The sequence below is a fragment of the Bowmanella pacifica genome, assembly GCF_014645355.1.
Taxonomy (GTDB): domain Bacteria; phylum Pseudomonadota; class Gammaproteobacteria; order Enterobacterales; family Alteromonadaceae; genus Bowmanella; species Bowmanella pacifica.
The window spans coordinates 315140-336337 of sequence record NZ_BMLS01000004.1 but is presented as its reverse complement, the minus strand read 5'-3'; the positions used below and the strand labels follow the sequence as shown (position 1 = coordinate 336337).

Annotated in this window: 21 protein-coding genes; 8 read left to right on the top strand and 13 right to left on the bottom strand. The window is 50.1% G+C overall.

The annotated features are described in order from the left end of the window. Positions 1-136 precede the first annotated feature (136 nt). From IEX02_RS14395 to imuA, 3 genes are read right to left on the bottom strand one after another with little or no spacing between them, the layout of a single operon-like run. Positions 137-3214 (bottom strand): error-prone DNA polymerase, encoded by a 3078-nt coding sequence (locus IEX02_RS14395; RefSeq protein ID WP_188696639.1) that lies wholly within the window; start codon positions 3212-3214, stop codon positions 137-139. Continuing rightward, positions 3214-4620: a Y-family DNA polymerase gene (locus IEX02_RS14390; protein WP_229702233.1), complete on the bottom strand. Its 1407-nt coding sequence runs from the start codon at positions 4618-4620 to the stop codon at positions 3214-3216. Before IEX02_RS14390 ends, IEX02_RS14395 begins: the two co-directional genes overlap by 1 nt. 8 nt (positions 4621-4628) lie before the next feature. After that, complete coding sequence (imuA, locus tag IEX02_RS14385) at positions 4629-5312, bottom strand: translesion DNA synthesis-associated protein ImuA (RefSeq protein WP_188696575.1); 684 nt, start codon at positions 5310-5312, stop codon at positions 4629-4631. A gap of 94 nt (positions 5313-5406) precedes the next feature. Between imuA and IEX02_RS14380 the strand changes: the two genes are divergently transcribed. Further along, positions 5407-5868, top strand: a complete 462-nt coding sequence (locus IEX02_RS14380) for an EVE domain-containing protein (protein WP_188696572.1) — start codon at positions 5407-5409, stop codon at positions 5866-5868. A 49-nt stretch (positions 5869-5917) separates the two neighbouring features. On the opposite strand, the gene IEX02_RS14375 is transcribed toward IEX02_RS14380, so the two are convergent. The 3 genes from IEX02_RS14375 to IEX02_RS14365 form a co-directional block, all read right to left on the bottom strand. Next, the gene (locus tag IEX02_RS14375; protein WP_188696633.1) at positions 5918-7600 is read right to left on the bottom strand and encodes a DUF885 domain-containing protein; all 1683 of its coding nucleotides are present in this window, start codon (positions 7598-7600) and stop codon (positions 5918-5920) included. Between the two features lie 183 nt (positions 7601-7783). Continuing rightward, positions 7784-8107, bottom strand: a complete 324-nt coding sequence (locus tag IEX02_RS14370) for a DUF1820 family protein (protein ID WP_188696569.1) — start codon at positions 8105-8107, stop codon at positions 7784-7786. A gap of 74 nt (positions 8108-8181) precedes the next feature. Beyond that, positions 8182-8751, bottom strand: a complete 570-nt coding sequence (locus tag IEX02_RS14365) for a TetR/AcrR family transcriptional regulator (protein ID WP_188696566.1) — start codon at positions 8749-8751, stop codon at positions 8182-8184. Between the two features lie 168 nt (positions 8752-8919). Between IEX02_RS14365 and IEX02_RS14360 the strand changes: the two genes are divergently transcribed. Continuing rightward, entirely contained in the window at positions 8920-10545 is a 1626-nt protein-coding gene (locus tag IEX02_RS14360; RefSeq protein WP_188696563.1) for a M28 family metallopeptidase, read from the top strand. 40 nt (positions 10546-10585) lie between these two features. Here the strand turns inward: IEX02_RS14360 and slmA are convergent, their stop codons facing one another. Genes slmA through coaBC form a run of 3 tightly spaced genes read right to left on the bottom strand, consistent with a single transcriptional unit; the run spans position 10586 to position 12845 of the window. Further along, the gene (gene slmA, locus IEX02_RS14355) at positions 10586-11176 is read right to left on the bottom strand and encodes a nucleoid occlusion factor SlmA (RefSeq protein WP_188696560.1); all 591 of its coding nucleotides are present in this window, start codon (positions 11174-11176) and stop codon (positions 10586-10588) included. A 12-nt stretch (positions 11177-11188) separates the two neighbouring features. Next, a complete protein-coding gene (dut, locus tag IEX02_RS14350; protein WP_188696558.1) occupies positions 11189-11644 on the bottom strand; it encodes a dUTP diphosphatase in 456 nt (151 codons plus the stop codon). Next, positions 11601-12845: a bifunctional phosphopantothenoylcysteine decarboxylase/phosphopantothenate--cysteine ligase CoaBC gene (gene coaBC, locus IEX02_RS14345; protein WP_188696556.1), complete on the bottom strand. Its 1245-nt coding sequence runs from the start codon at positions 12843-12845 to the stop codon at positions 11601-11603. Before coaBC ends, dut begins: the two co-directional genes overlap by 44 nt. A gap of 96 nt (positions 12846-12941) precedes the next feature. Here coaBC and radC point away from each other — a divergent pair, with 96 nt between their 5' ends. The 5 genes from radC to mutM all read left to right on the top strand — a co-directional run bounded on the left by radC (position 12942) and on the right by mutM (position 16110). Beyond that, positions 12942-13616, top strand: a complete 675-nt coding sequence (radC, locus tag IEX02_RS14340) for a RadC family protein (RefSeq protein WP_188696554.1) — start codon at positions 12942-12944, stop codon at positions 13614-13616. 145 nt (positions 13617-13761) lie between these two features. Further along, complete coding sequence (rpmB, locus tag IEX02_RS14335; RefSeq protein WP_188696552.1) at positions 13762-13998, top strand: 50S ribosomal protein L28; 237 nt, start codon at positions 13762-13764, stop codon at positions 13996-13998. Positions 13999-14008: 10 nt separating this feature from the next. After that, a complete protein-coding gene (gene rpmG / locus IEX02_RS14330; RefSeq protein WP_102798540.1) occupies positions 14009-14164 on the top strand; it encodes a 50S ribosomal protein L33 in 156 nt (51 codons plus the stop codon). A 675-nt stretch (positions 14165-14839) separates the two neighbouring features. Then, positions 14840-15298: a hypothetical protein gene (locus IEX02_RS14325; RefSeq protein WP_188696550.1), complete on the top strand. Its 459-nt coding sequence runs from the start codon at positions 14840-14842 to the stop codon at positions 15296-15298. After that, positions 15298-16110 (top strand): bifunctional DNA-formamidopyrimidine glycosylase/DNA-(apurinic or apyrimidinic site) lyase, encoded by an 813-nt coding sequence (mutM, locus tag IEX02_RS14320; RefSeq protein ID WP_188696549.1) that lies wholly within the window; start codon positions 15298-15300, stop codon positions 16108-16110. Before IEX02_RS14325 ends, mutM begins: the two co-directional genes overlap by 1 nt. A gap of 9 nt (positions 16111-16119) precedes the next feature. Here mutM and coaD read toward each other — a convergent pair whose 3' ends face one another. Then, positions 16120-16605 carry a pantetheine-phosphate adenylyltransferase gene (gene coaD / locus IEX02_RS14315; protein WP_188696547.1) on the bottom strand — a complete coding sequence of 162 codons (486 nt, stop codon included), beginning with the start codon at positions 16603-16605 and terminating at the stop codon, positions 16120-16122. A gap of 142 nt (positions 16606-16747) precedes the next feature. On the opposite strand from coaD, the gene IEX02_RS14310 reads away from it, so the two are divergent. After that, positions 16748-18205 carry a capsule assembly Wzi family protein gene (locus tag IEX02_RS14310; protein WP_229702232.1) on the top strand — a complete coding sequence of 486 codons (1458 nt, stop codon included), beginning with the start codon at positions 16748-16750 and terminating at the stop codon, positions 18203-18205. Here IEX02_RS14310 and IEX02_RS14305 read toward each other — a convergent pair whose 3' ends face one another. The 3 genes from IEX02_RS14305 to IEX02_RS14295 are packed head-to-tail and all read right to left on the bottom strand — an operon-like array spanning position 18206 to position 21096. Continuing rightward, positions 18206-19297, bottom strand: coding sequence for a glycosyltransferase (locus IEX02_RS14305; protein WP_188696544.1), 1092 nt, complete (start codon positions 19295-19297; stop codon positions 18206-18208). After that, positions 19290-20366, bottom strand: coding sequence for a hypothetical protein (locus IEX02_RS14300; RefSeq protein ID WP_188696541.1), 1077 nt, complete (start codon positions 20364-20366; stop codon positions 19290-19292). The genes IEX02_RS14305 and IEX02_RS14300 overlap by 8 nt, the downstream gene beginning before the upstream one ends. After that, on the bottom strand, positions 20347-21096 hold the full coding sequence (locus IEX02_RS14295; RefSeq protein ID WP_188696538.1) for a 3-deoxy-D-manno-octulosonic acid kinase: 750 nt from the start codon (positions 21094-21096) through the stop codon (positions 20347-20349). The genes IEX02_RS14300 and IEX02_RS14295 overlap by 20 nt, the downstream gene beginning before the upstream one ends. Positions 21097-21198 lie beyond the last annotated feature (102 nt).

Below are 21198 nucleotides of genomic sequence, written 5' to 3'. Positions count from 1 at the left end.
GGGTCTCCCCATGTGAGAGTAGCACACCGCCAGGCTCCCAATACGAAGAAGGGCTATCCAAGTGGATAGCCCTTTTTTATTGCCTATGATTTACCATTAATCAGCGGCTCACCTTGACTGCTCACTCTCCAAATCCTTAATGAAAGTCCCTCGACTTAACCCTGAGCTTATCCAATAAGCGGCTTAGGTCTTCTAGCTTGCCGGCAATTACATGGATAACCCCACCGTCGCCTTTTTCCAGTAAACCTGTGACTTTAAGAATGCTGGACTTCAGATAGGCTTGCTTTTGCGCCCTGGCCGTGGCCAGCCAGACAATCACATTAATATTGCCAGTGTGATCTTCTAGGGTGATAAAGGTTACCCCCTTGGATGTACCTGGGCGTTGCCGCCCTGTGACCATGCCTATGACAGTAACGGGTTTTCTGTGCTCCTTCATGGCTAATTGAACGGCCGGGGTATATTTGCCTAGCAGAGCAGCTTCATCCAGCAATTGAATAGGATGTTTGGCAAGGCTGAAGCCCGTCGCTGCGTAATCTTCGGAGAGGGTCGCCAGCTCATCTGGCTGAAATAACCAACCCTGGTTTGAAGGTTCTGAGTGGTTAAATACGGACAGTGTATGGCTGCTGTCCATAAGTGCCCATCTGGCCTGATAGCGATTGCCCTGAATACAGGCAAGGGCGTCGGCACTGGCTAGCTGTTCCAATGCCTCCTGAGAGACATTGATTTCACGTAACTGCTTAATATGCTTAAATCCCTGCTCTGGACGAGCTGCGAGAAGGCTAAGTGCCGCTTGTTGGGCCAGTCCTTTAATCTGGCGAAAACCTACCCGAATGGCCAGTTCATCATCCTGTTTCTCCAATCTATAGTCGTAATCTGAGTGATTTATACAGACAGGAAGCACCTTGATGTGGTGACGTCTGGCGTCCTGAATCAGCTGGGAAGGGGTATAGAAGCCCATCGGCCAACTATTCAGTAAGGCGGTATAAAATACGGCTGGGTAATAATACTTTAGCCACGACGAAGCATATGCCAGCACCGCAAAAGAGGCGGAGTGTGCTTCGGGGAAACCGTACTCACCAAAGCCACAAATTTGCTGGAAGATGCGTTCAGCGAATTCCCGCTCGTAACCTCTGACCAGCATGCCGTTAACCAGTTTCTCGCCAAACCTTTGCAGCTCGCCGGTTTTCTTCCAACTGCCCATGGCGCGACGCAGTTGGTCTGCTTCTCCACCGCTAAAGCCGGCTGCGACCATCGCCAGCTGGATAACCTGCTCTTGAAAAATAGGCACACCCAGGGTGCGAACCAGAACTTTTTCCACTTCTGGTGAGGGATACTCGACTGGCTCCTGACCATGGCGTCGACGCAGATAGGGATGCACCATATCGCCCTGAATAGGGCCGGGACGGACTATGGCAATCTCAATCACAAGGTCGTAATAGTCCCTGGGTTTCAGCCTGGGTAACATACTCATTTGGGCGCGGGATTCTATCTGGAAGACCCCTACGGTATCTGCCTTTTGGATCATGGCGTAAACCGCCGGGTCATCGCCTCTGTTACTGATTTCAGCAATCGACAGAGCTTGGCCATAATGTTGCTGAATAAGGCTAAAGCACTTGCGAATCGCCGTAAGCATACCCAAGGCCAGTACATCGACTTTGATCAGGCCCATGGCTTCCAGGTCATCTTTATCCCATTGAATAACTGTACGCTCTGCCATGGCGGCATTCTCTACTGGCACTACGTGATACAAGGGGCCGGAGGCAATCACAAAGCCGCCGACATGCTGGGATAAATGGCGCGGAAAGCCAATCAGCTCGTTGACCAGTTCAATAAAGTGCTGGCCAAGGTGGGAGGATGGATCCAGGCCTAACTCGCTGAGCTGGGCCTGCCAGTTCAGGCCACTGTCGCGGTGATTGATGTTCTTAATGAAAAAGTCCAGCTGGGTCTCATTAATACCCAGGGCCTTGCCTACCTCACGTATGGCGCTTTTGCGCCTGTAAGTAATTACTGTAGCGGCCAGGGCTGTGCGCTCACGGCCATACTTCTGATAGATATATTGAATCACTTCTTCGCGACGTTCATGCTCAAAGTCCACATCAATATCCGGTGGCTCATCCCGTTCTCTGGAGATAAAACGCTCGAACAGTACCTCGCTTTTTTGCGGGTTTACCGCGGTAATGCCCAGGCAATAGCATACCGCCGAGTTGGCGGCCGAACCCCGCCCCTGATAGAGGATGTGCTGACGATGGGCAAACTCAACAATGTCATGAATAGTCAAAAAGAAATATTCGTATCCAAGCTCTGAGATCAGACAGAGTTCTTTATCAAGTAATGCTTGTACCTTGGCCGATACGCCCTCGGGATAGCGCCATGCTGTACCTGCTTCAACTAATGTCCGTAGATGCTCACTGGCCGTTTTACCCTGAGGTACGACTTCCTGGGGATACTGATATTTGACTTCATCCAGTGTAAAGCTACAACGCTCAGCGATACTCAGGGCCGTCTGTATCCACTCTTGGGGATAAAGTTTCATTAGCTTTTCCAGTGGCCGCAGGCAGGCTTCCGCGTTGGCCTGGAGTTGATGACCTAGCTTTTCCACTGGCTTACCCTGGCGAATGGCCGCCAAGGTGTGTAGCAGTTTGTGGCGGGCTTCATGGTGCATTAACACCCCGGTGCAACAACAAACCGGCAGCTTGTACTGTTCACTTAACTGCTGACAATGTGTCAGGTATTCCTGTTCATCGGCCTTGAGTAAACGTCGGCAGCCCAGCCAGAGACGTTCTCTCTGATGTTTAGTTAACCAGTCAGCCCAATAGTTATCTTGTTGCTTCTCCCCGCTGGGCAGCCATAGCAGTAGGCAGTGGCGTAGGCTTTTTAGATCCCATTCATGTATCTGGTAGCTCCCTTTTTCTGAACGGCGTCTGGCATTAGTGATCAGCCGGCAAAGCTCGGAATAGGCGGATTTATCCGGGCAAAGCAATACCAGTTCGAGACCCGGTGCGAGCTTAATCAGGCTACCGACAATGAGTTTGATATCCAGTTGCCGGTCTCTGACTTCCATATAGGCTTTAACAATACCGGCCAGGGAACACTCATCGGTGATGGCTAAGGCTTGATAGCCAAGATAGTTGGCTTGCCTGATCAGTTCTTGTGGATGGGATGCCCCGGTCAGGAAGGAGAAGTTGCTCTGGCAGAATAACTCAGCGTAAGACATCAACTAAATAACCCTTGTACGTACCACTGGTTATCGCGGGTACGATAGACCCACAGCCACTGGCCCTGGATATTGCGGGCAATAAAATAGTCCCGGTCAATGGCCTGATGATCCCACCAACCCGTTTGGATACGCTCCGGACCCTGTAACAGGCTGACTTTTTCATTTAAGGGGCGATGAGGGGCCAATAGCAGGCTGGGTCTGAGGGTGGGAACCGGCCAGTTTTGCTTCTCAAGGCGCTCAAAAGGGCGGCAGTAGCTACTGCTGTATTCAGGGCGAAAGTCATCTCGTAGTTGTAATCCCGAGACCGCGTTTGTGCCTAAGCGAGCTTGTAGCAGCGACAGCAACTGGCGATGATTCATTTGCCCTTGCTTACCGGCGAATAGATCATTTGCTTGCGCTTCTTTGGCCTGCATATGAGTAACGGCCAACTGGATGCCATACACTGGCTGATCAAGCACCAGGGTTTCCAGTTTAAGGCTGACCAGGGCTTGCCATTGCTGGGCCTGATATTCTCCTTGTGCTGAAGATACCGTGAGTGAAAGGGCGTCGCTATCTCGCTGTGAGAAGCGAAACTCGAGTACAGTGGCCAGCTTATCCCGCAAACGTAAAAAACGCTCTAAATCGCTCAGCAAGCGCTTGATGGGGTGCAATAGTATTGGGCTGCTGTCTATTTCATACATCAACTCAAGATACTGATTGAAGGTGGCAGGGGGGTGATAAAAGTCCACGGGGTGATGGAATGTGCCCTGCAGCTTGCCTATATAGGTCACCAGTTGACTGTCAAAGCGTTTAGCCAGCTCGCCGGGGGGCACATTTATCAGTTCCTTCAAATGACGGATGCCCACTCTGGCCAGCTTCTGACACATACTCTGGGGAAGGTCGGTTTGTTCCAGTGCGCATAAGCTCACTTTCTCTCGCAGTAGCTCAGGATCCTGACTGATGAGATTGTGCCCGCTTCTGGCCAGGAGTCTTGCGCCCAAAGGGCTGGTACCGCAAGCGTAGCCTATGCTTAGTTTTAAGGGACTGAGCCTGTCCTTGAGTGCCTGCCAGTAAGACGGCAAGCCACCATACATAGATAGCATGTGCTGGATACGCAGCAACAGGCCGTTAGGTGACCAAAAAGCAATATCTGAGGTGACAAAGTACAACCACTGTGCGATCTCGGCTAACTTGGCAGCTTCCAGTTCCTGTCGATATTCAATCACTTGTAGATCTTTATGCAAAGCGGCAGCACTACCAAGCCCCATGCCCACTCTGATGCCATGGTGATATGCCAGAGCATTTAGCTGGATGACCTGGTTGTGTTCTTTATTCAGGATGATGACAGGATGGGAGGCTTGCTCCTGGTATAAGGTGTCGAGTTGCAGACTGGGAAAGTCCAGATACAGCCAAAGGGGCATCATAGGAGGGCTCAGCTTGCACGATGCAGAGGGATCACATTGGCTGAGGGCTGTGCTGGCTGAGGCAGACACAGTTTCGGCCAGCGCTGGCGCATATTTAAAATAAAAGGTGCAGGTGGCCAACTCCCGCGGCATTTGTTGACTTTGATCTGAAGGCCTTCTGCATGGGCTTCAAGCTGCAAGCTCAGAGATACTGGTAGTGATTGGGCTATAGTTTGCGCCGTACGCAGCAAAAAGAGCTGGGCTTGTCCTTGCTGGCAAGCCTGCTGCAGGCGTTTCACCTGAGCAACTTCCATATCACCGTGCCAGAGTAAAACCGAGTGGCAGGTTCCGCTTTTCAGACACTGCTCTGCAGCCCATAGGGCATCTTTGCCATCACGAGGGTGTAGAATAAGCACTTGGGACAAATCTACCCCTGCCCGATGCAGACATTCGCCATTGAGCTGGTGTGGTGGTGCAATCCATACCAACAGTCTGTGGTCTTGCCCATTCGCTGCCAGACGCGGGAGTAACAGACGAATTTCACCTATACCAATCTGGCTGTGAATTTCCACCAGGGCATGTTCTTTCAGCCCGCCACGAACATATTCATCCAGATCGTCCGGTACAGCTTGCTTGGCGATGGGCAAAGGTCGGGTAAAATCCGCTTGCCAGATCCAACCTTTGTTTTTTAAATGATCGAGAAGATTGTTCATAGGATAAATTTAACTGTATATAAATACAGTATATTGATGATTGGCCATTGTGCAAGCCTCTGTCCGTTCAGGGGCTGAAAAAGGAGCAAGATAAATGCGTTATTGGTTATTTAAAACAGAACCCGATGCTTTTGGGATCAATGACTTAATCAGCCGTCCAGAGCAAACCGAGCATTGGGATGGGGTGCGAAATTATCAGGCCCGAAACTTTCTGCGTGATCAGATTGCGCTTGGCGACCAGGTATTTATTTATCATTCCAGTTGCGATGAAGTGGGCATTGCCGGGGTGGCCGAAGTGGTCAAGGCGGGCTATGTGGATCATACCCAATTTGATCCTGAATCCAAATACTATGATCCCAAAAGCAGCCAGGATAAGCCGCGCTGGTATATGGTGGATGTGAAGTTTGTGCGTAAGTTTAACCGGGTGTTGAGTTTGCAAAGTATCAAAGCCAATCCAGCGCTGGCAGATATGCAACTAGTACAAAAGGGCAACAGGTTGTCAGTGATGCCGGTTGAGGCCGACGAATGGGGTATCTTGCTAAAAATGGCGGGCTGATTCTGGGGCCTAAAACCTGAAGGGCCCGGACTGGCCGGGCCGCTAACGGTTAACTTTGTTGCTTAATGTAATCTCTGACCAGTTGCTCAAGCACGTCCAGGGGCACTGAGCCGTTTTCCAACAACATATCGTGGAAAGCGCGCAGGTCAAAACGGGCGCCCAGGGCTTGCTCAGCTTCTTTGCGCAAGCGCTTAATAGTGATTTCTCCCAGCTTGTAAGACAGCGCCTGACCAGGCCAGGAAATATAGCGATCAATTTCGGTGGTGACGTTGTGGGCGGATAACGCGGTATTTTCCAGCATGTAGTCAATGGCTTGCTGGCGTGTCCAGCCCTTCATATGCATACCTGTGTCTACCACCAGGCGGCAGGCTCGCCACATCTCGTAGCTCAGGGCACCAAATTGTTCATAAGGGGTTTGATAAAAACCGATTTCCTTACCCAGATATTCAGAATACAAGCCCCAGCCTTCACCAAAGGCAGAGATGTAGGTGTAACGTCTGACCGGGGGCAGGTCAGTCATTTCTCTGGCCAGTGAGTTTTGCAGGTGATGACCAGGTACGGCTTCATGCAAGGTCAAAGCTGGCAATTCATACAAGGGGCGCTTGTCCAGGGCATAGGTATTTACCCAGTAGTAGCCGGGTTGGTCGTCCCGGGTTGGGCCCACATAACGCCCGGTGGTGTATTTGGGCGCAATGCTGTCTGGTACTGGTGCCACGCCATAAGGGGTACGGGGCAATTTATAGAAAAGCTGCGGTAGCTTGGCGTCAATTTGTTTGGATAAATACGAAGCCTGCTTTAACAGTTCCTCGGCACTGGTGGCATAGAACTGCGGATCGGTGCGTAAAAACTGAATAAATTCACTATGCTCACCTTTAAATCCTGAGGCTTGCATCACAGTTTGCATCTCTTCACGGATGCGTTTGACTTCTGCCAGCCCGAGTTGGTGAATGGCTTCTGCACTCATATCCAGGGTTGTGTAATAGCGGGCGCGGTTTTCATAATAGGCCGCGCCGTCTGGCCAGCTTTTAGCGGCAATGTCCTGCTTGGCACCGGGAATATATTCTTTGACGAAGAAGTCATAGACCATCTGGTAAGCCGGGAATACTTGCTGGCTGATAATCTGCCTGGCTTTGGCCTGCAGTTCGCCTTGTAGTTTGGCGTCCATATGGGCTGGCATGTTCTTAAACGGGCCATAAAACAGGCTGTCTTCCGGGCGGTCATGAATAAATGCCAAGGCGGTCTGCTCAAACCCTTTCAATACAACTTGTGGCTGAGTAAAGCCGGTTTTTAGCCCTTCGCGCATCCAATGCATGTTTTGCTGGAAATAGGTGTTAATGGCAGCAAGCCTGGCCAGGTAGTTTTCATAATCCTGGTGGGTGGCAAACTTGCTGCTGCGTGGCAGGAATGACAAGGCGCTATGAAAGCCATACTCAGAGGTAATAGGCATGTAGTGGGCATGAAACTGATAGCCATCGACAATGTCCTGCAGGCGGCGGCGCTGCATTAGCAGATTGATGCGACCGTCTTTACTCAGCTTGCTGTCGGCCAGCGCGTCGAGTTGCTTGATATAAGCCTGAGCTTGGTCGTTTTCACGTTTTAACGCCTCGGCAGACAGGTCTGCCAGCAAATGATCATAATCATGTACCCCTTGAGACGTAGCCATAGTCGGGGAAACACGTAATTCAAATTGCCAAATCTCGTCTAACAGCTTGTCTAATTTGTCGCTGGCCATGGATGCACTGCTGGTCAGTAGCAGGGCTCCGGTTATCCAATGCTTTAACACAGTGATTACCTTATTTCTTATTCTGAAACTTTGAGCTTAAGGCATCCTGGCTGGAAAGTGTATTGGCAAGAAAGGCCGGCGCGTTAGAATCGGTTGGATACGCGTTTGTCGGTGTAGCACTGAACGTTCGCCTTAGTTCTTGGGCGTGTAGATGGGTTTGGGAAAGGGTGTTACCTTGTCAGATAACTCGGTGACCTTGGCATTGCCCTGTTTTTTTACTTCATCAATACGCAGTACGTTATGCATAGGAATATATGTACGCATAACGTTGTCAAATTCGGTTTTCAGTTTTTCCTGACTGGGGTCCACTAATAGGCTGCTGTGGTTATCCCAAACAAAGTCGCCAATTTCAACAAAACCAAACATGGCGCCCTGGCTGACTTCCCGCACATACACCTCATAACGTTCGGCGTTACTGATAAACTGGACTTTATAAAGTGGTTTGGTTTTGCTCATTTCAGTGTTTGTATTCAGACCATCCGGGTGGCGATTTTAGCGGTTGCAGATGCCAGTGCCAAGAGGACCTCTGTTTATACGGATAAGGGGCCAAGTAAAGCGCGGGTAGCCAGTTTGAGTTCATCTGTCTGTGAAGCCAAAATCGCATTTACGGCAAACCCTTGTACATAGCAAGTGAGTTGTAAGGCGGTGGCTTCCAACTGAATGTCTTTACGTATTTCGCCGTGCATCAGCGCCCTTTCCAGGCAACCAATAAAGCCCTGTTGCAGATTATCCAGATAATGGCGGCCCATCTCACGAATTCTGGCGTCGTCAAAACCCAGCTCGGTAATACAGTTAATCAACAGACAGCCGCGACCTTTGATCAAAGCAATATAGTCATCAAAGAATCGTTGGATGGAAGCCAGCCCCTGATTTTCCGTCAAGTGATGGGTAACCGGTGCCAGTTTGTGCTGTTGGTAGCGTTCCAGCACCAGATAAAGAAAGTTTTGTTTGCTACCAAACTCCAGATAAAAACCACGGCGATTAAAATCGGTTCTGGCAATAATTTCATCCATGATGGAGCCATGAAAACCATGCTCCAGCAGTACCTCCATAGCCTGATCTAAGACCTCGTTGACATCATATTGTGCTTTTCTTGGCATGGCTTAAAGAAACCAAAGAATGAATGTTCTTTGCAGAGTAGTGCAATATGCAATCAAGTCAACCTAATCCCCTGGCAAGAGGCGGCAGAATAAATACTTACAAAGTATAACGCGGACGAATGAGGGGAAATATGCGAGACTGGCGAGGTGTAACCACCGAGAATTACAATGAAAAGAGCACTGATTACATTGTGTTTATTGCTGACAAGCAGCTTAAATGCCTGGGCTGAGCCAAGCTTACCAAAGGCCGACGCCAACCGTTTACAGGCGCACTTACAATTTTTGGCTCATGACCTGTTGGAAGGGCGGGATACCGGTTCCAGAGGGCATGATATTGCTGCGCAATATATGGTTAGTCAGTTTACCCAATTAGGTTTGCGGCCTGCCGGTGACAACGGCAGTTATTTGCAAGCCATCCCTTTTCGCCAGGCTTATCTGGTACAAGACTCGGCTAAACTCGTTCTGAAGGGGGCTGGTGGTGAAACCAGTCTGGAATATCCCCGTCAGTATCTGACCTCTGCCAGCTTGACTAGTGAGGTATCGCAGTTGCAGGGGAAACTGGTGTTTGCCGGATACGGCATTGTCGCTCCAGAATTACAGCATGATGACTACGCCAAGTTGGATGTGAAAGGCAAAGTGGTAGTGGTGTTATCGGGTAAGCCAAAGTCTTTTCCTAGTGAGGAAGGGGCGCACTTTGGTTCGGGCAGTGAGAAAAACCGCCACGCCGCTGCGCATGGCGCCATTGGCATGATCACTATTAGCACGCCACTGGCCGAGAAAGTCAGGCCATATCAGAATCTGCTCAATTATTTGCACATGCCCAGCGTCAGCTGGCTAAAAGCCGATGGCGAGCCTGCTAATCAATATCCGCAGTTGCAGAATTCTGCCTACTTCTCGCAAGAAGCGGCGGCTGTGTTATTCGAAGGCGCGCCGCGTAGCTTACAGGATATTTACACTGACCTTGAACAGGACAAATCCCCGGCGGGCTTTGCTTTACCCACTGAGATTGAGTTCAGCAAACGTAGCGAACATAAAGCTATCAGCAGCCCCAACGTGGCAGCCATTCTGCCGGGTTCGGATGCCAAGCTGAAAGAGGAATTCGTAGTATATACCGCGCACTTGGATCACATTGGTTTCGCCAAAACCGTTAAACAAGACAAAATCAACAATGGCGCTATGGATAATGCCAGTGGCAGTTCGGTATTGTTAGAAACCGCCAGGCTGCTAAGTGGCCTGCCACAGGCACCTAAACGTTCTATCCTGTTCTTGTCTTTGACCGGTGAAGAAAAGGGTTTACTTGGCGCCGACTATTTTGCCAATCATCCCACCGTGCCGCTGAAGTCCATGGTGGCGAATGTGAACCTAGATATGCCGATTCTGACTTATGAGGCCGCGGATGTGATTGCCTTCGGCGCTAATCACAGCTCGTTGCAAGGTACAGTGGCGGATGCCTTGGCTAAACTCGGTATGAGTCTGAGCCCTGATCCTTGGCCGGAGCAGGCACTTTTTACCCGCTCTGATCACTATATGTTTGTGAAAAAGGGCATTCCGGCGGTGTTTTTGGTGCCGGGCTTGACCTCTATGGATCCAAATGTGGACGGCGCTAAGAAGTTTGGTGAATTCTTGCATACGGATTATCACAAGCCTTCTGACGAGCTGAATGACAACTTCAATTGGCGTGCCGCGCAGCGCTTTACGGAAGCGAATCTGCAAATTGGCCTGACCATTGCCAATGACCCGCTGCGACCTAGTTGGAATGAAGGGGACTTTTTCGGTAACACCTTCGGGCAATAAAAAAAGGGGCATCGCCCCTTTTTCAATTCAAATACAATGACTAGACGAAGAAGCGTCCTTTCAGCAATTGCCATTGCTCGGCAAAGCCCTCGGTAGGGCGACGGGTAAACTCACTGCGGATAAACTGATTGATGCGGCCATCGGCAAAGCAAATCAGAATATTGGCGATCAGTCCTTCGTCGGCAATCATCGGCTTGCCTTCGCGTAGCTTGCGCTCTCGCAATACTTGCCTTAATTGTGTTTCCAGCCGTTCAAATAACTGGGCAATACGGGTGCGTAGTCTGTCCTGCTCACCCATTAATGCGTCACCATTTAAGATACGGGTAATGCCTGGGTTGCGCTCGGCGAAACCAAGAATCAGATGCAGAATATGCTGACAGCGTAATGCCGTGTCTTTTTCCTCTTCCAGAATCTTGTTAATGCGGGAAAACAGGGTTTCCTCAATAAACTCGATAAGGCCTTCAAACATTCGGGCCTTGCTGGGGAAGTGTCGATAGAGGGCCGCTTCCGATACGCCCACTTCCGCAGCGAGTTTGGCCGTGGTGATACGCTGACCTGGGCTGGTTTCCAGCATGCTGGCCAGACACTGGAGAATTTGCGCGCGACGATTGGTGCGTTTGCTTGCTGGCATGATGCTCCCCGCTTAGTTACGGCCTGAGGAGCCAAAGCCACCCTGACCACGGTCACTGCTATCGAATTCGTCCACTATGCTGAATTTGGCCTGGATAACGGGCAGAATCACCATCTGGGCGATTCTGTCTCCTGGCTGGATAATGAATTCTTCATCGCTGCGATTCCACACAGAGACCATCAACTGGCCTTGGTAGTCAGAATCGATCAAACCGACCAGATTTCCCAGCACGATACCGTGCTTATGGCCTAAACCAGAACGGGGTAAAATGGTGGCACAGATGCCAGGGTCGGCGATGTGAATAGCAATCCCTGTGGGTAATAACTCGGTTTGCCCTGGAGCCAGCAATAATGGCGCGTCCATACAGGCCCGCAAGTCCATGCCGGCAGAGCCGGGGGTGGCGTATTCGGGGAGTGGGAACTCATTACCGATTCGTGGATCCAGTATCTTTACGTCTATCTTGTGCATCTTGTTTTTCTTTATATTGCTCTGCAATTACATCGAGTAATTGCAGCGCCAGGCTGTGTTTATCACATTCCGGCAGCTTGGTTTCACCTGAAGGCCAGAAAACAGATAAGGCATTCTGTTCGCTGTTAAAGCCGATATTCTGCTTGGATACATCGTTGGCTGCAATCATATCCAGTCTTTTTCTGCTGAGTTTGTCGCGGGCGTAGTGTTCTAAATCCTGCGTTTCTGCCGCAAAACCCACGACAAATGGCCGGTTTGGCAGTGCTGCGACCTCGCTGAGAATGTCTGGATTTTTTATCAGCGTCAGCTGCATTTCGTCACGGCTTTTCTTAATCTTTTGCTCTACTTGCTGGGCCGGACGGTAATCGGCCACGGCGGCACAGCCGATGAAAATGTCAGCTTTAGCCACTTCACTCATTACTGCTTTACGCATATCCAGTGCACTTTGTACGGCAATACATTGGCATCCGGCTGGCGTACTTAGTGCCACAGGCCCGCTAACAATAGTCACCTCTGCGCCTAGGCGTTTGGCTGCACTGGCCAGGGCATAGCCCATTTTCCCTGAGCTGTGGTTTGATAGGTAGCGCACCGGATCAATGGCTTCGCGGGTGGGGCCTGCTGTGATAAGAATCTTGGTGCCGGTTAGAGGACGGTCCGACAGGAGGTGTTCCAGTGCTTCAGCCAGTTCCTGCGGTTCCAGCATGCGACCTGGCCCAACGTCCCCGCATGCTTGCTCACCTTCTGCCGGTCCTAATAAGTTGACGCCGCGACTGCGCAACGTCGCAAGATTCTGCTGGGTTGCAACTGCCCGGTACATTTGTTGATTCATGGCGGGGGCCACGTGCAAGGGCGCGCTGGTGGCTAGGCAAAGTGTGCTTAGGAGGTCGTCGGCCATACCGACAGCCAGCCGGGCAATAAAATTGGCACTGGCTGGTGCGATCAATACCTGATCGGCCCATTTGGCCAGTTCAATATGCCCCATGGCGGCTTCTGCGGCTGGATCTAACAACTCCATAGACACAGGCTCACCGGACACAGCTTGCAGTGCCAAGGGGCTGACAAATTCTTTGGCAGATGGGGTCAATACTACTCTGACATTGGCCCCCTTGGCTTTCAACTTGCGCACCAGATCAGGTGTCTTGTAGGCGGCAATGCCACCGGTGACGCCAAGCAGAATATTGGTTTCGTTTAACCTTTGCATAGATACAAATCCGGTTTGCACAGGGTGAGTAGCCTATCATTAATATCCATAGTTGAGCTAATGGACTGCATCGATTCAGGCAAAGGAGGATGCAAAATGAAATTACTGGACTGGCCTTCAGAGGAACGCCCAAGAGAGAAACTGCTGGCTAAAGGGGCGCAGAGCCTGTCGGATGCTGAACTTCTTGCTATCTTCTTACGCACCGGGATACAAGGTTATAATGCCGTCGATCTCTCCCGTTGCTTATTACAGCAATTTGGCAGCCTGAGAGGGTTGTTGTCAGCGCAACGTGAAACTTTTTGTGCTGCAAAGGGCTTGGGAGATGCTAAATATGTGCAGTTGCAAGCCGTATTGGAAATGGCTAGGCGTCATTTTCAGGAAAGTTTGTGTCGCAACGACGTGTTTAGCAGCGCCTCTGAAACCAGAGCCTTTCTGATCAGTCAACTTAGGGATGAACCCAATGAAGTGTTTGCCATGCTATTGCTGGATGCTCAGCATAGGTTGATTGCATTTAAGCCTATGTTTTATGGCACTTTGGATGCAGCATCTGTATATCCTCGTGTGTTGGTAAAGAACGCGTTAGATGCAAAAGCCGCCGCGGTGATCCTGGCGCATAATCATCCTTCCGGCATTGCGGAGCCCAGTCAAGCTGACCGTATGATCACCCGCCGGATCGTTGATGCCATGGCCCTTCTGGATATTCGCGTGTTAGATCATTTTGTTATTGGTGATGGTGAGGCTGTTTCTTTTGCTGAAAGAGGCTTGCTATAAGCGCTCGTGCCTCTTTCTTGAGCGGAAAAGGGTTGATCTTAGGGGGGCTTTGCTGTATAAAATGCGCCCTCTTGTCACTAGCGTGAACTGGTTTAGGTTGTAAATTGGCCAGCCAGGAATGATTTAAAGTAATTTGGAGACAAACATGTCCAGAGTATGTCAAGTAACTGGCAAGCGTCCAGCGGTAGGTAACAACCGTTCACACGCAAAGAACGCGACTCGTCGTCGTTTTCTGCCAAACCTGCAAACCCACCGTTTCTGGGTTGAGAGCGAAAACCGTTTCGTTAAATTGCGCCTGACTCCTAAAGCTATGCGCATCATCGATAAGAAAGGCATCGATTCAGTATTGGCTGATATCCGTGCCCGTGGCGAAAAAATCTAAGGAATAAACCATGCGCGATAAGATCAAGTTGGTTTCTACTGCTAATACTGGGTATTTCTATACCACTGACAAGAACAAGCGCAACATGCCTGGCAAAATGGAGATCAAAAAGTTTGATCCCGTTGTGCGTAAGCACGTGCTGTTCAAGGAAGCCAAAATCAAGTAATTTTGCTTGCTTTTGTCTCCAAGAAAACCCGGCTCGTCCGGGTTTTTTTATGTCCAGGGATGGGCGGGCAGATAACTGCTCCTGCGTAATCTGCACTTCCCCCCTCCCTGGTGGTCGTATGCCGCGGTGGCAGGACGCCATAGAGCGGCGATGTCCAAGGATGGACGGGCAGATAACTGCTCCTCGGCTCGGTCTCCTGATTCGCTCTACCTTCTCCATCCGTGGAGTCGTGCGTAATCTGCACTTCCCCCCTCCCTGGTGGTCGTATGCCGCGGTGGCAGGACGTCATAGAGCGGCGATGTCCAAGGATGGGCGGGCAGATAACTGCTCCTGCGTAACCTGCACTTCCACCATCCTTGGTGGTCGGCAGATAACTGCTCCTGCGCAATCTGCACTTCCACCCTCCTTGGTGGTCGGCAGATAACTGCTCCTGCGTAATCTGCACTTCCACCATCCTTGGTGGTCGTATACCGTGTGGTAGGATGCTAGAGATCGGCGATGTCCGGCCATGGGGGAGAGCATTCCTCGGCTTGAGCTACAGCGGTATTAGGTCATTTGTTTATCCTGGGTGTATGGTTATTCACCTGTCCCTTTCTTTTTCCTGCTGCCTTAGGGCTTTGTCTGTGTCTGACTGCCGGGTAGAATGGCTGCAAATCCGATACCGAGCTACCTATTATGATTCGCCTGTCACGCCGGGGCTGGAACAATGTCCTGATCTTCGCCACCCTGCTGTTGATCCTTCTATTTAATCAAAGTGGTAAGTTTTTATCCGACCCCACCGCACCTGATGCGGCTCACTTACTACCAACCGATATACCCGTAATGAAAATTGAGTTTGGTAGCCATCTGTTGGAACGCGTGGGACAGGGGTGGCGATTACGTCCTTCTTCGGCGTTGAGTGAGGCTGAATTGGCTCAGATTGTACAGCGTTGGCAAACCGCAGAACCCTTGTTGCTGGGTGAGGGAAGTCTGGCATCCGGCTTGGTGGTTGTGTTCTGGTTGGCCGGCGAGGAGCAAGGCAGGGTATTCAGTTTGCAGCAGCGTGATGATGGCGTGCTGGTGGCGCATCAGGGCCAGCTCTATCAACTCCCCGGAGAGAGTTTGACGAGTTACTTGCCAGAAGGAAGCTATTAATGCCTGAATTACCTGAGGTAGAAGTCAGTCGCTTGGGTATCAGTCCGCATCTGATTGGCCAGCGAGTACAAGGCATTATTGTACGACAAGCTAAACTGCGTTGGGCGATACCGGGCGAAGTCCAATACGCTGTGGGTCGGGAAATCCGGGATGTCAGACGCCGGGCTAAATACTTGTTGCTCGATACCGAGGTTGGCAGCCTGATTTTGCATCTGGGCATGTCCGGTAGCCTGCGGGTAGTGGATATTAATACACCAGTGCAAAAGCATGATCATGTGGACATTCAACTGAACAATGGTAAGTGCTTGAGATTTAACGATCCCAGGCGCTTTGGTGCCTGCTTGTGGCAAGCCGCTGGTGACAGTCCCATTGAACTACTGGAGCGTTTGGGGCCCGAGCCGCTAACCGATGCTTTCGATGGGCGTCGACTGTATGAGCTTTCTCGAAACAAAAAAGTGGCTGTGAAGAATTTCATCATGGACAACCATATCGTGGTGGGGGTGGGAAATATCTACGCCAGTGAATCCCTGTTTATGGCAGGTATTGACCCAGTTAAGGCAGCAGGTAGATTGAACAGGGGAGCCTATGAAAAGCTGGCTGAGGCGATAAAGCAAGTCTTGGCTCAGGCTATTCAGCAGGGCGGTACGACCCTGAAAGACTTTACTCAGGCAGATGGGAATCCGGGATATTTTGCCCAGGAACTGCAAGTTTATGGTCGGGCGGGTGAACCTTGCCGGGTCTGTGAATCCCCGGTGCAATCGCTAACTATAGGCCAGCGTAACAGTTTTTATTGCAAAAAATGTCAACGCTAGCCGCTAAGCTTATCTGTCCTTAAACTTTACCCGCAATGCTTCTTGCACCACGCTGTGGCAGAAACCGCTGACATCGCCGCGGTGCAAGGCGACTTCCTTAACCAGTGTTGAGGAAATAAATGAGTTCTCTTCGGAAGGAGTGAGAAATACGCTTTCCAGATTAGGGTTGAGTCGTCGATTCATATTGGCCAACTGAAACTCGTATTCAAAGTCTGATACTGCGCGCAAACCACGAATCAAAATGGTGGCGTTATGTTTGGCAGCGAAGTCGACCAGCAGACCTGTAAATCCCATTACCTCAACGTTATCTAAATGAGCGGTAACGCGTTTGGCCAATTCAACCCGTTCCTCGAGGCTGAAAAGCGGCTTTTTACTCGGGTTGGAAGCAACGCCAACGGTTACATGGGTAAACATATTCGAGGCCCGCTCAATCAGGTCAGCATGGCCGTTGGTGATCGGGTCAAAAGTGCCAGGATAAATGGCCTTGGTATGCATAAAAGTGCCACTAACAAAAAACCAGCGCCAAGCTTAGCCTAGCTGTTTACAGAATTTAACCCTTTCGCTTTTATTTTTAATGCTAGAATGCCGCCTTATTTTCGGGGGCAGGACGTTACTGGTGCCTGGGGAAGGGAAAATTTTGCGTAAAACGTTACTTTACTCGTCTGTACTAACCATCTTAGGCCTGTCTTCATCTGCTGTGGCGTCCCCCTGGATTGGAACGATAGAGCCAGCTTTACATTCCGATTTAACATTGCTAGCTGAAAAAGGTTTGCTCAAGGTAGCTGTAACCAGTTTTCCGGTTCCGTGGAAAGGAGTTGATCATGAGCTTGAAAACCTTGATCCCACACTTCTGGATGAGGAAGCTTGGATTGCCTATTCGCGCTTACGCCATTATTTACAGCAACAAAAAAGTGCCAAGTCCCTGAAAGTGCTTACACTTCAGGCTAGCAGTGAAGAAAAGCGTTTCAAGAGCTTTGATGAGGTGTCCGCCGAAAAGGGATTTGCCAGAATGTCGGTAAGTGGGGACTGGGGGCCGCTTGCTTATCAGATCTCAACGAACTTTGCTCCCGGGGGCGAACGCTATTGGGATCAAAGCTTTCTCGCTTACCAGTTTGGTGATTGGAACCTCAGAGTGGGAGCCTTAGATCAATGGTGGGGTCCTGGTCAAGCTAGCAGCCTTATTCTTAGCAACAATGCCAGACCTGTTCCCGGTGTCGCAGTGTCACGTTCTATGGCAACAGCATCTGACGGACTGCTGAGCTTTCTTGGTCCTTGGTACTTTACTGCACAAATGGGCAAGCTCGAAAGTGACCGCGAGGTACCAGACACTCGCTTATGGCAAAGTCGGCTCAACTTTCAACCACTGAACGGGCTGGAAATTGGTTTTTCCTGGGCTGCTATGTGGGGGGGAGAAGGACGAGGAAATAGTCTGTCAGATTTTCTGAATATACTAACTTTCAAAAACGAGTGTGCCAACGGCGAAGAAGAGTGCGATCCTGCACTTAAGACTCAGGCTGGAAACCAATTGGCTGGCTATGATATTCGCTATAGCTTTAACCTATTTGATCTAGATATGAGTCTTTATGGGCAGCAGATAGGTGAAGACGCTGTTGATTATTACAAGGTGACTGATAAAGGTCATCTTTACGGCTTTTCTGTATATGCCTTTGGCGCTAAGTGGTTTGCAGAAACTACTAATACTCAAGTCTCCTGTGGTGCTAAAGGCGTGTATTTTTACGACTGCTATTACGAGCATAGTCAGTACAAAAGTGGCTATCGCTATCACCAACGGGCTATTGGCAGCACTTTTGATTCCGATGCGAAGACTGTGACGTTGGGGATGCGCCAACATTTTAAAGACGGAGATACTCTGTCTGTTGAGCTTGCGCACCTGAAACTAAACCCTGATCAATCAAGGCCGTCACCTGTTACTCAAGGTAAATCGGAAGAAGTTGTTTATCTTAAGGGACAGTATCAATGGCCCATTGATAATTGGTCTTTGAAAATGGGGCTGTACATTGAGCACAGCCGTATTGATGAGCAAGACTCTGATTGGGATGCCGATATTAACCTTACTGCTAGTTACAAGTTCTAACTAGCCAGCTAATGCTAAGTATGACTGGGTAACGTTTTCTGCACTGACCTGATTTAGAATCTCGGCTTCTTGTAGATCTGGATAAACCTGGAGTGCCTTGTCCATAGCCAGTGCTAGACTCTCTGGGTTCCGGCAAGGGACTAGGAACTCTGCCAGTGGCCCGGTCATTATTTCTTCTGGCCCATGTGGGCAGTTAGTGCTTACTATAGGTGTTCCGCATATTAATGATTCGATTAATACTGTTGGTAAGCCTTCGCAGTCCGAACTCAGTGCCAGGAGTTTGGCTTGTTTTATCCACGGGTAAGGATTGGCCTGAAAGCCGGGTAAAATAATGCGGTCTTCAACACCATAGTGCTTGGCCATTTTCTTGGCTTTGCTGGTATTGTTGCAGAGCAATACCATAGGCAGTTTATTATCCATCTCGCGCATAGCCTGGAATAAGATGTCGTGCCTTTTCTGTTTAGCAAAACGGCCTACGTGCACCATATAGTCACCCTGTGGAATGCCGTTTGTAGGAGCTTGGGCTAGTCGTTGAATCTCTTCTACATTGAAGGGGTTGTAAATGGTCTGCACAGATTGGGGATGGATGAACCCACTGGCCCGAATTTCTTTCTCTATACCATGGGAGACGGTGATCAGTTTTTTGCCTTCCAACGCCTTCTTGGCTCGCCACATTTTGAAATACTTAATGGGACCAAGCCTTCTTTCTTTCTTCAGCTCTTCGGCAACAGCATTGTGGACAACAAAGTAGGTGGGCTCCAGATTGGCGCGGCTCATTAACAGGTTACTTTTGTCCAGATTGGATATGAATAAGTCAAACTGGCCTACTTGCAACTGCACATCACGAATCCAGATTAGGAACTCCCGGCTCAACTTGCCCATTCCCCAAAGTGCATCGCAGCGTTCTGTCTTACTGGCTTTCCAGTAATGCACTGGCAAGTTATCCGGTACGTCATATAAGCCAAAGTTTTGTAAGACCAATAGATGCACATTATGTCCACGTTGAAGCATAGTCTGCGCCAGGGTCAACATGACCTTTTCTGCGCCTCCGCCTGCCAGGCTATCTATTACAATGGCAATTTGTTTAGTCATTCTTTGCTGCTTCCAGGAGTTGGTGAATATCCGCCATGGCTGTATTCAAGCCATTGAGTTGGGGGAGGGTTGCCATGTTTTGCTTGAGTTTGGTTAATTCTGCTTGGTTATCTAGTACCTTGCAGGCTGCTACCATGTTGTTGACCTCACATGGGCAATCCTGAATCAAGTGTAGTTTTGCACATGTAGCGATACGTTTAGGCTGATCTTTGGATACGGGCACAGCCAGCGTCGGGACCGACAGGGCGATAGCTTGAAGGAGCGTGTCTCCGCCACTAATAACCGCATACCTGCAAGCATCTAGCAGGGTGATGAAGTCTCGGTTGTCCACTTGGCTTAAGCACAATACGCCGGGTATTTGAGGTTGTGCCTTTGGATAGTTAGGGCCAAGTACTAATACAGCCCGGCGCCCCGTGGCTGCGGTGGCTTTTGCCACTTCAGCGAAACGGTCTGCGGCCAACTCATTGTCGATTTTATGACCGCCAGAGCCGGCATTAAGTAAGACAAACTCGTGCCGCTCAAGCGAGTGCATCGCCAGCAGGCTTGCTTGGATTTCTGGCTGCGGATTGGTAAAGACAGGGCCGATGCACTGCGGTTTGGTGAGTCCCAGCCATTTGAGCTTATGTTGAGATAGCCAGGAGGGCTTGCCGATAACAAATTCTGGTTGTACTACCCAATGTTTATCGGTCAATCTGGCGCGGCCAATTTTCATCCCCCGCCGACGCTTACTTTTGTGTTGGCTGATAAAGATCACTTTGGCGCCCAATGCTTTGGCTTGGGCCAATTGTGATTGACGTCCAGAAGCATCAAAAATGACTAAGCCAGGACAAAACTCCCGCATATGGGCGTTGACCTGGGCTTCGCATTTTGTTGGTGAGGCGTCTAAAAGCAAGGCTGGGTAGGGGCAAGCGGATGCATAGGGAGCATGACGATTCAATATGAATCCAATTTCTGCTTGCGGCCACGTATCACGAATGGCGTCGGCGAGAATAACGCTGCGCATATATTCCCCGATCCCCTCAGGCGAGGATACCGGAATAAACAGCACTTTAATTTGCGGCTTTGTCATGCGGATTCCCGTTAAGCTGTTGGTGATATCCCTGTAGTAAACAGGTGAAGTCGTCTGGCTGATAATAGTAAGGGGATGTGCGCGCAGACTCTTTTTCCAAAGAGCGTTTCAAGCGGGCAAGGTTTTGAGGCTGCCAGTCCGTACCATGGCGCTTGTAACAGCGGTCAAAGTCAATTAACCAGATTTTTCCTTCCTCATCCTGCATCAGATTGTGGATATTCAAATCATGATGATAGATCTGTGCCTGATGCATTCTGGCAATGGTTTTTCCCACATTTTGCCATTGTGAGGCCTCTAGTGGTGACGCGCACAAAATATGGTGCAGATCGTTGGCCTTGTTGATTTGTTGCAATATCAGGTCGGCCCGATAAATAGGGCCTGAGCGATGCACATGGGCAGCAACTGGGCGAGGCACTGGTAAACCTTGTGCATGCATCCAGTTTAGCAAATGGAACTCCTGAAATGACCGGCAGCGGCTAAGGCCGGTAAAAAGGTATTGGTCTGACAGCAGTTTTCCAATCAATCCGCCGCGGCGGTAATGACGAAGCACCAGCGGGGTATGGTTGTGGTGAACAAAATAGGTTGTGCCGCGGCCGGTAGAGTGTCCAGTGATCAAGTTGGCCGACTGCCAAAACCTGATGTCGAAATGCTGGGGGGCAAGATCCGGTATCACTTCAGCATCAACCAGCCAGCTATGCGCCCCTTGATGGCCCTGCTTAACAGACGACATCTTGTTCCCGCTTTGTGGTAAATTCGCCATTTTACACGATCCGTTATGGAAACTTGAGTGAAAAACCTGTGTATCCTGCGTTTATCCGCCATCGGCGATGTT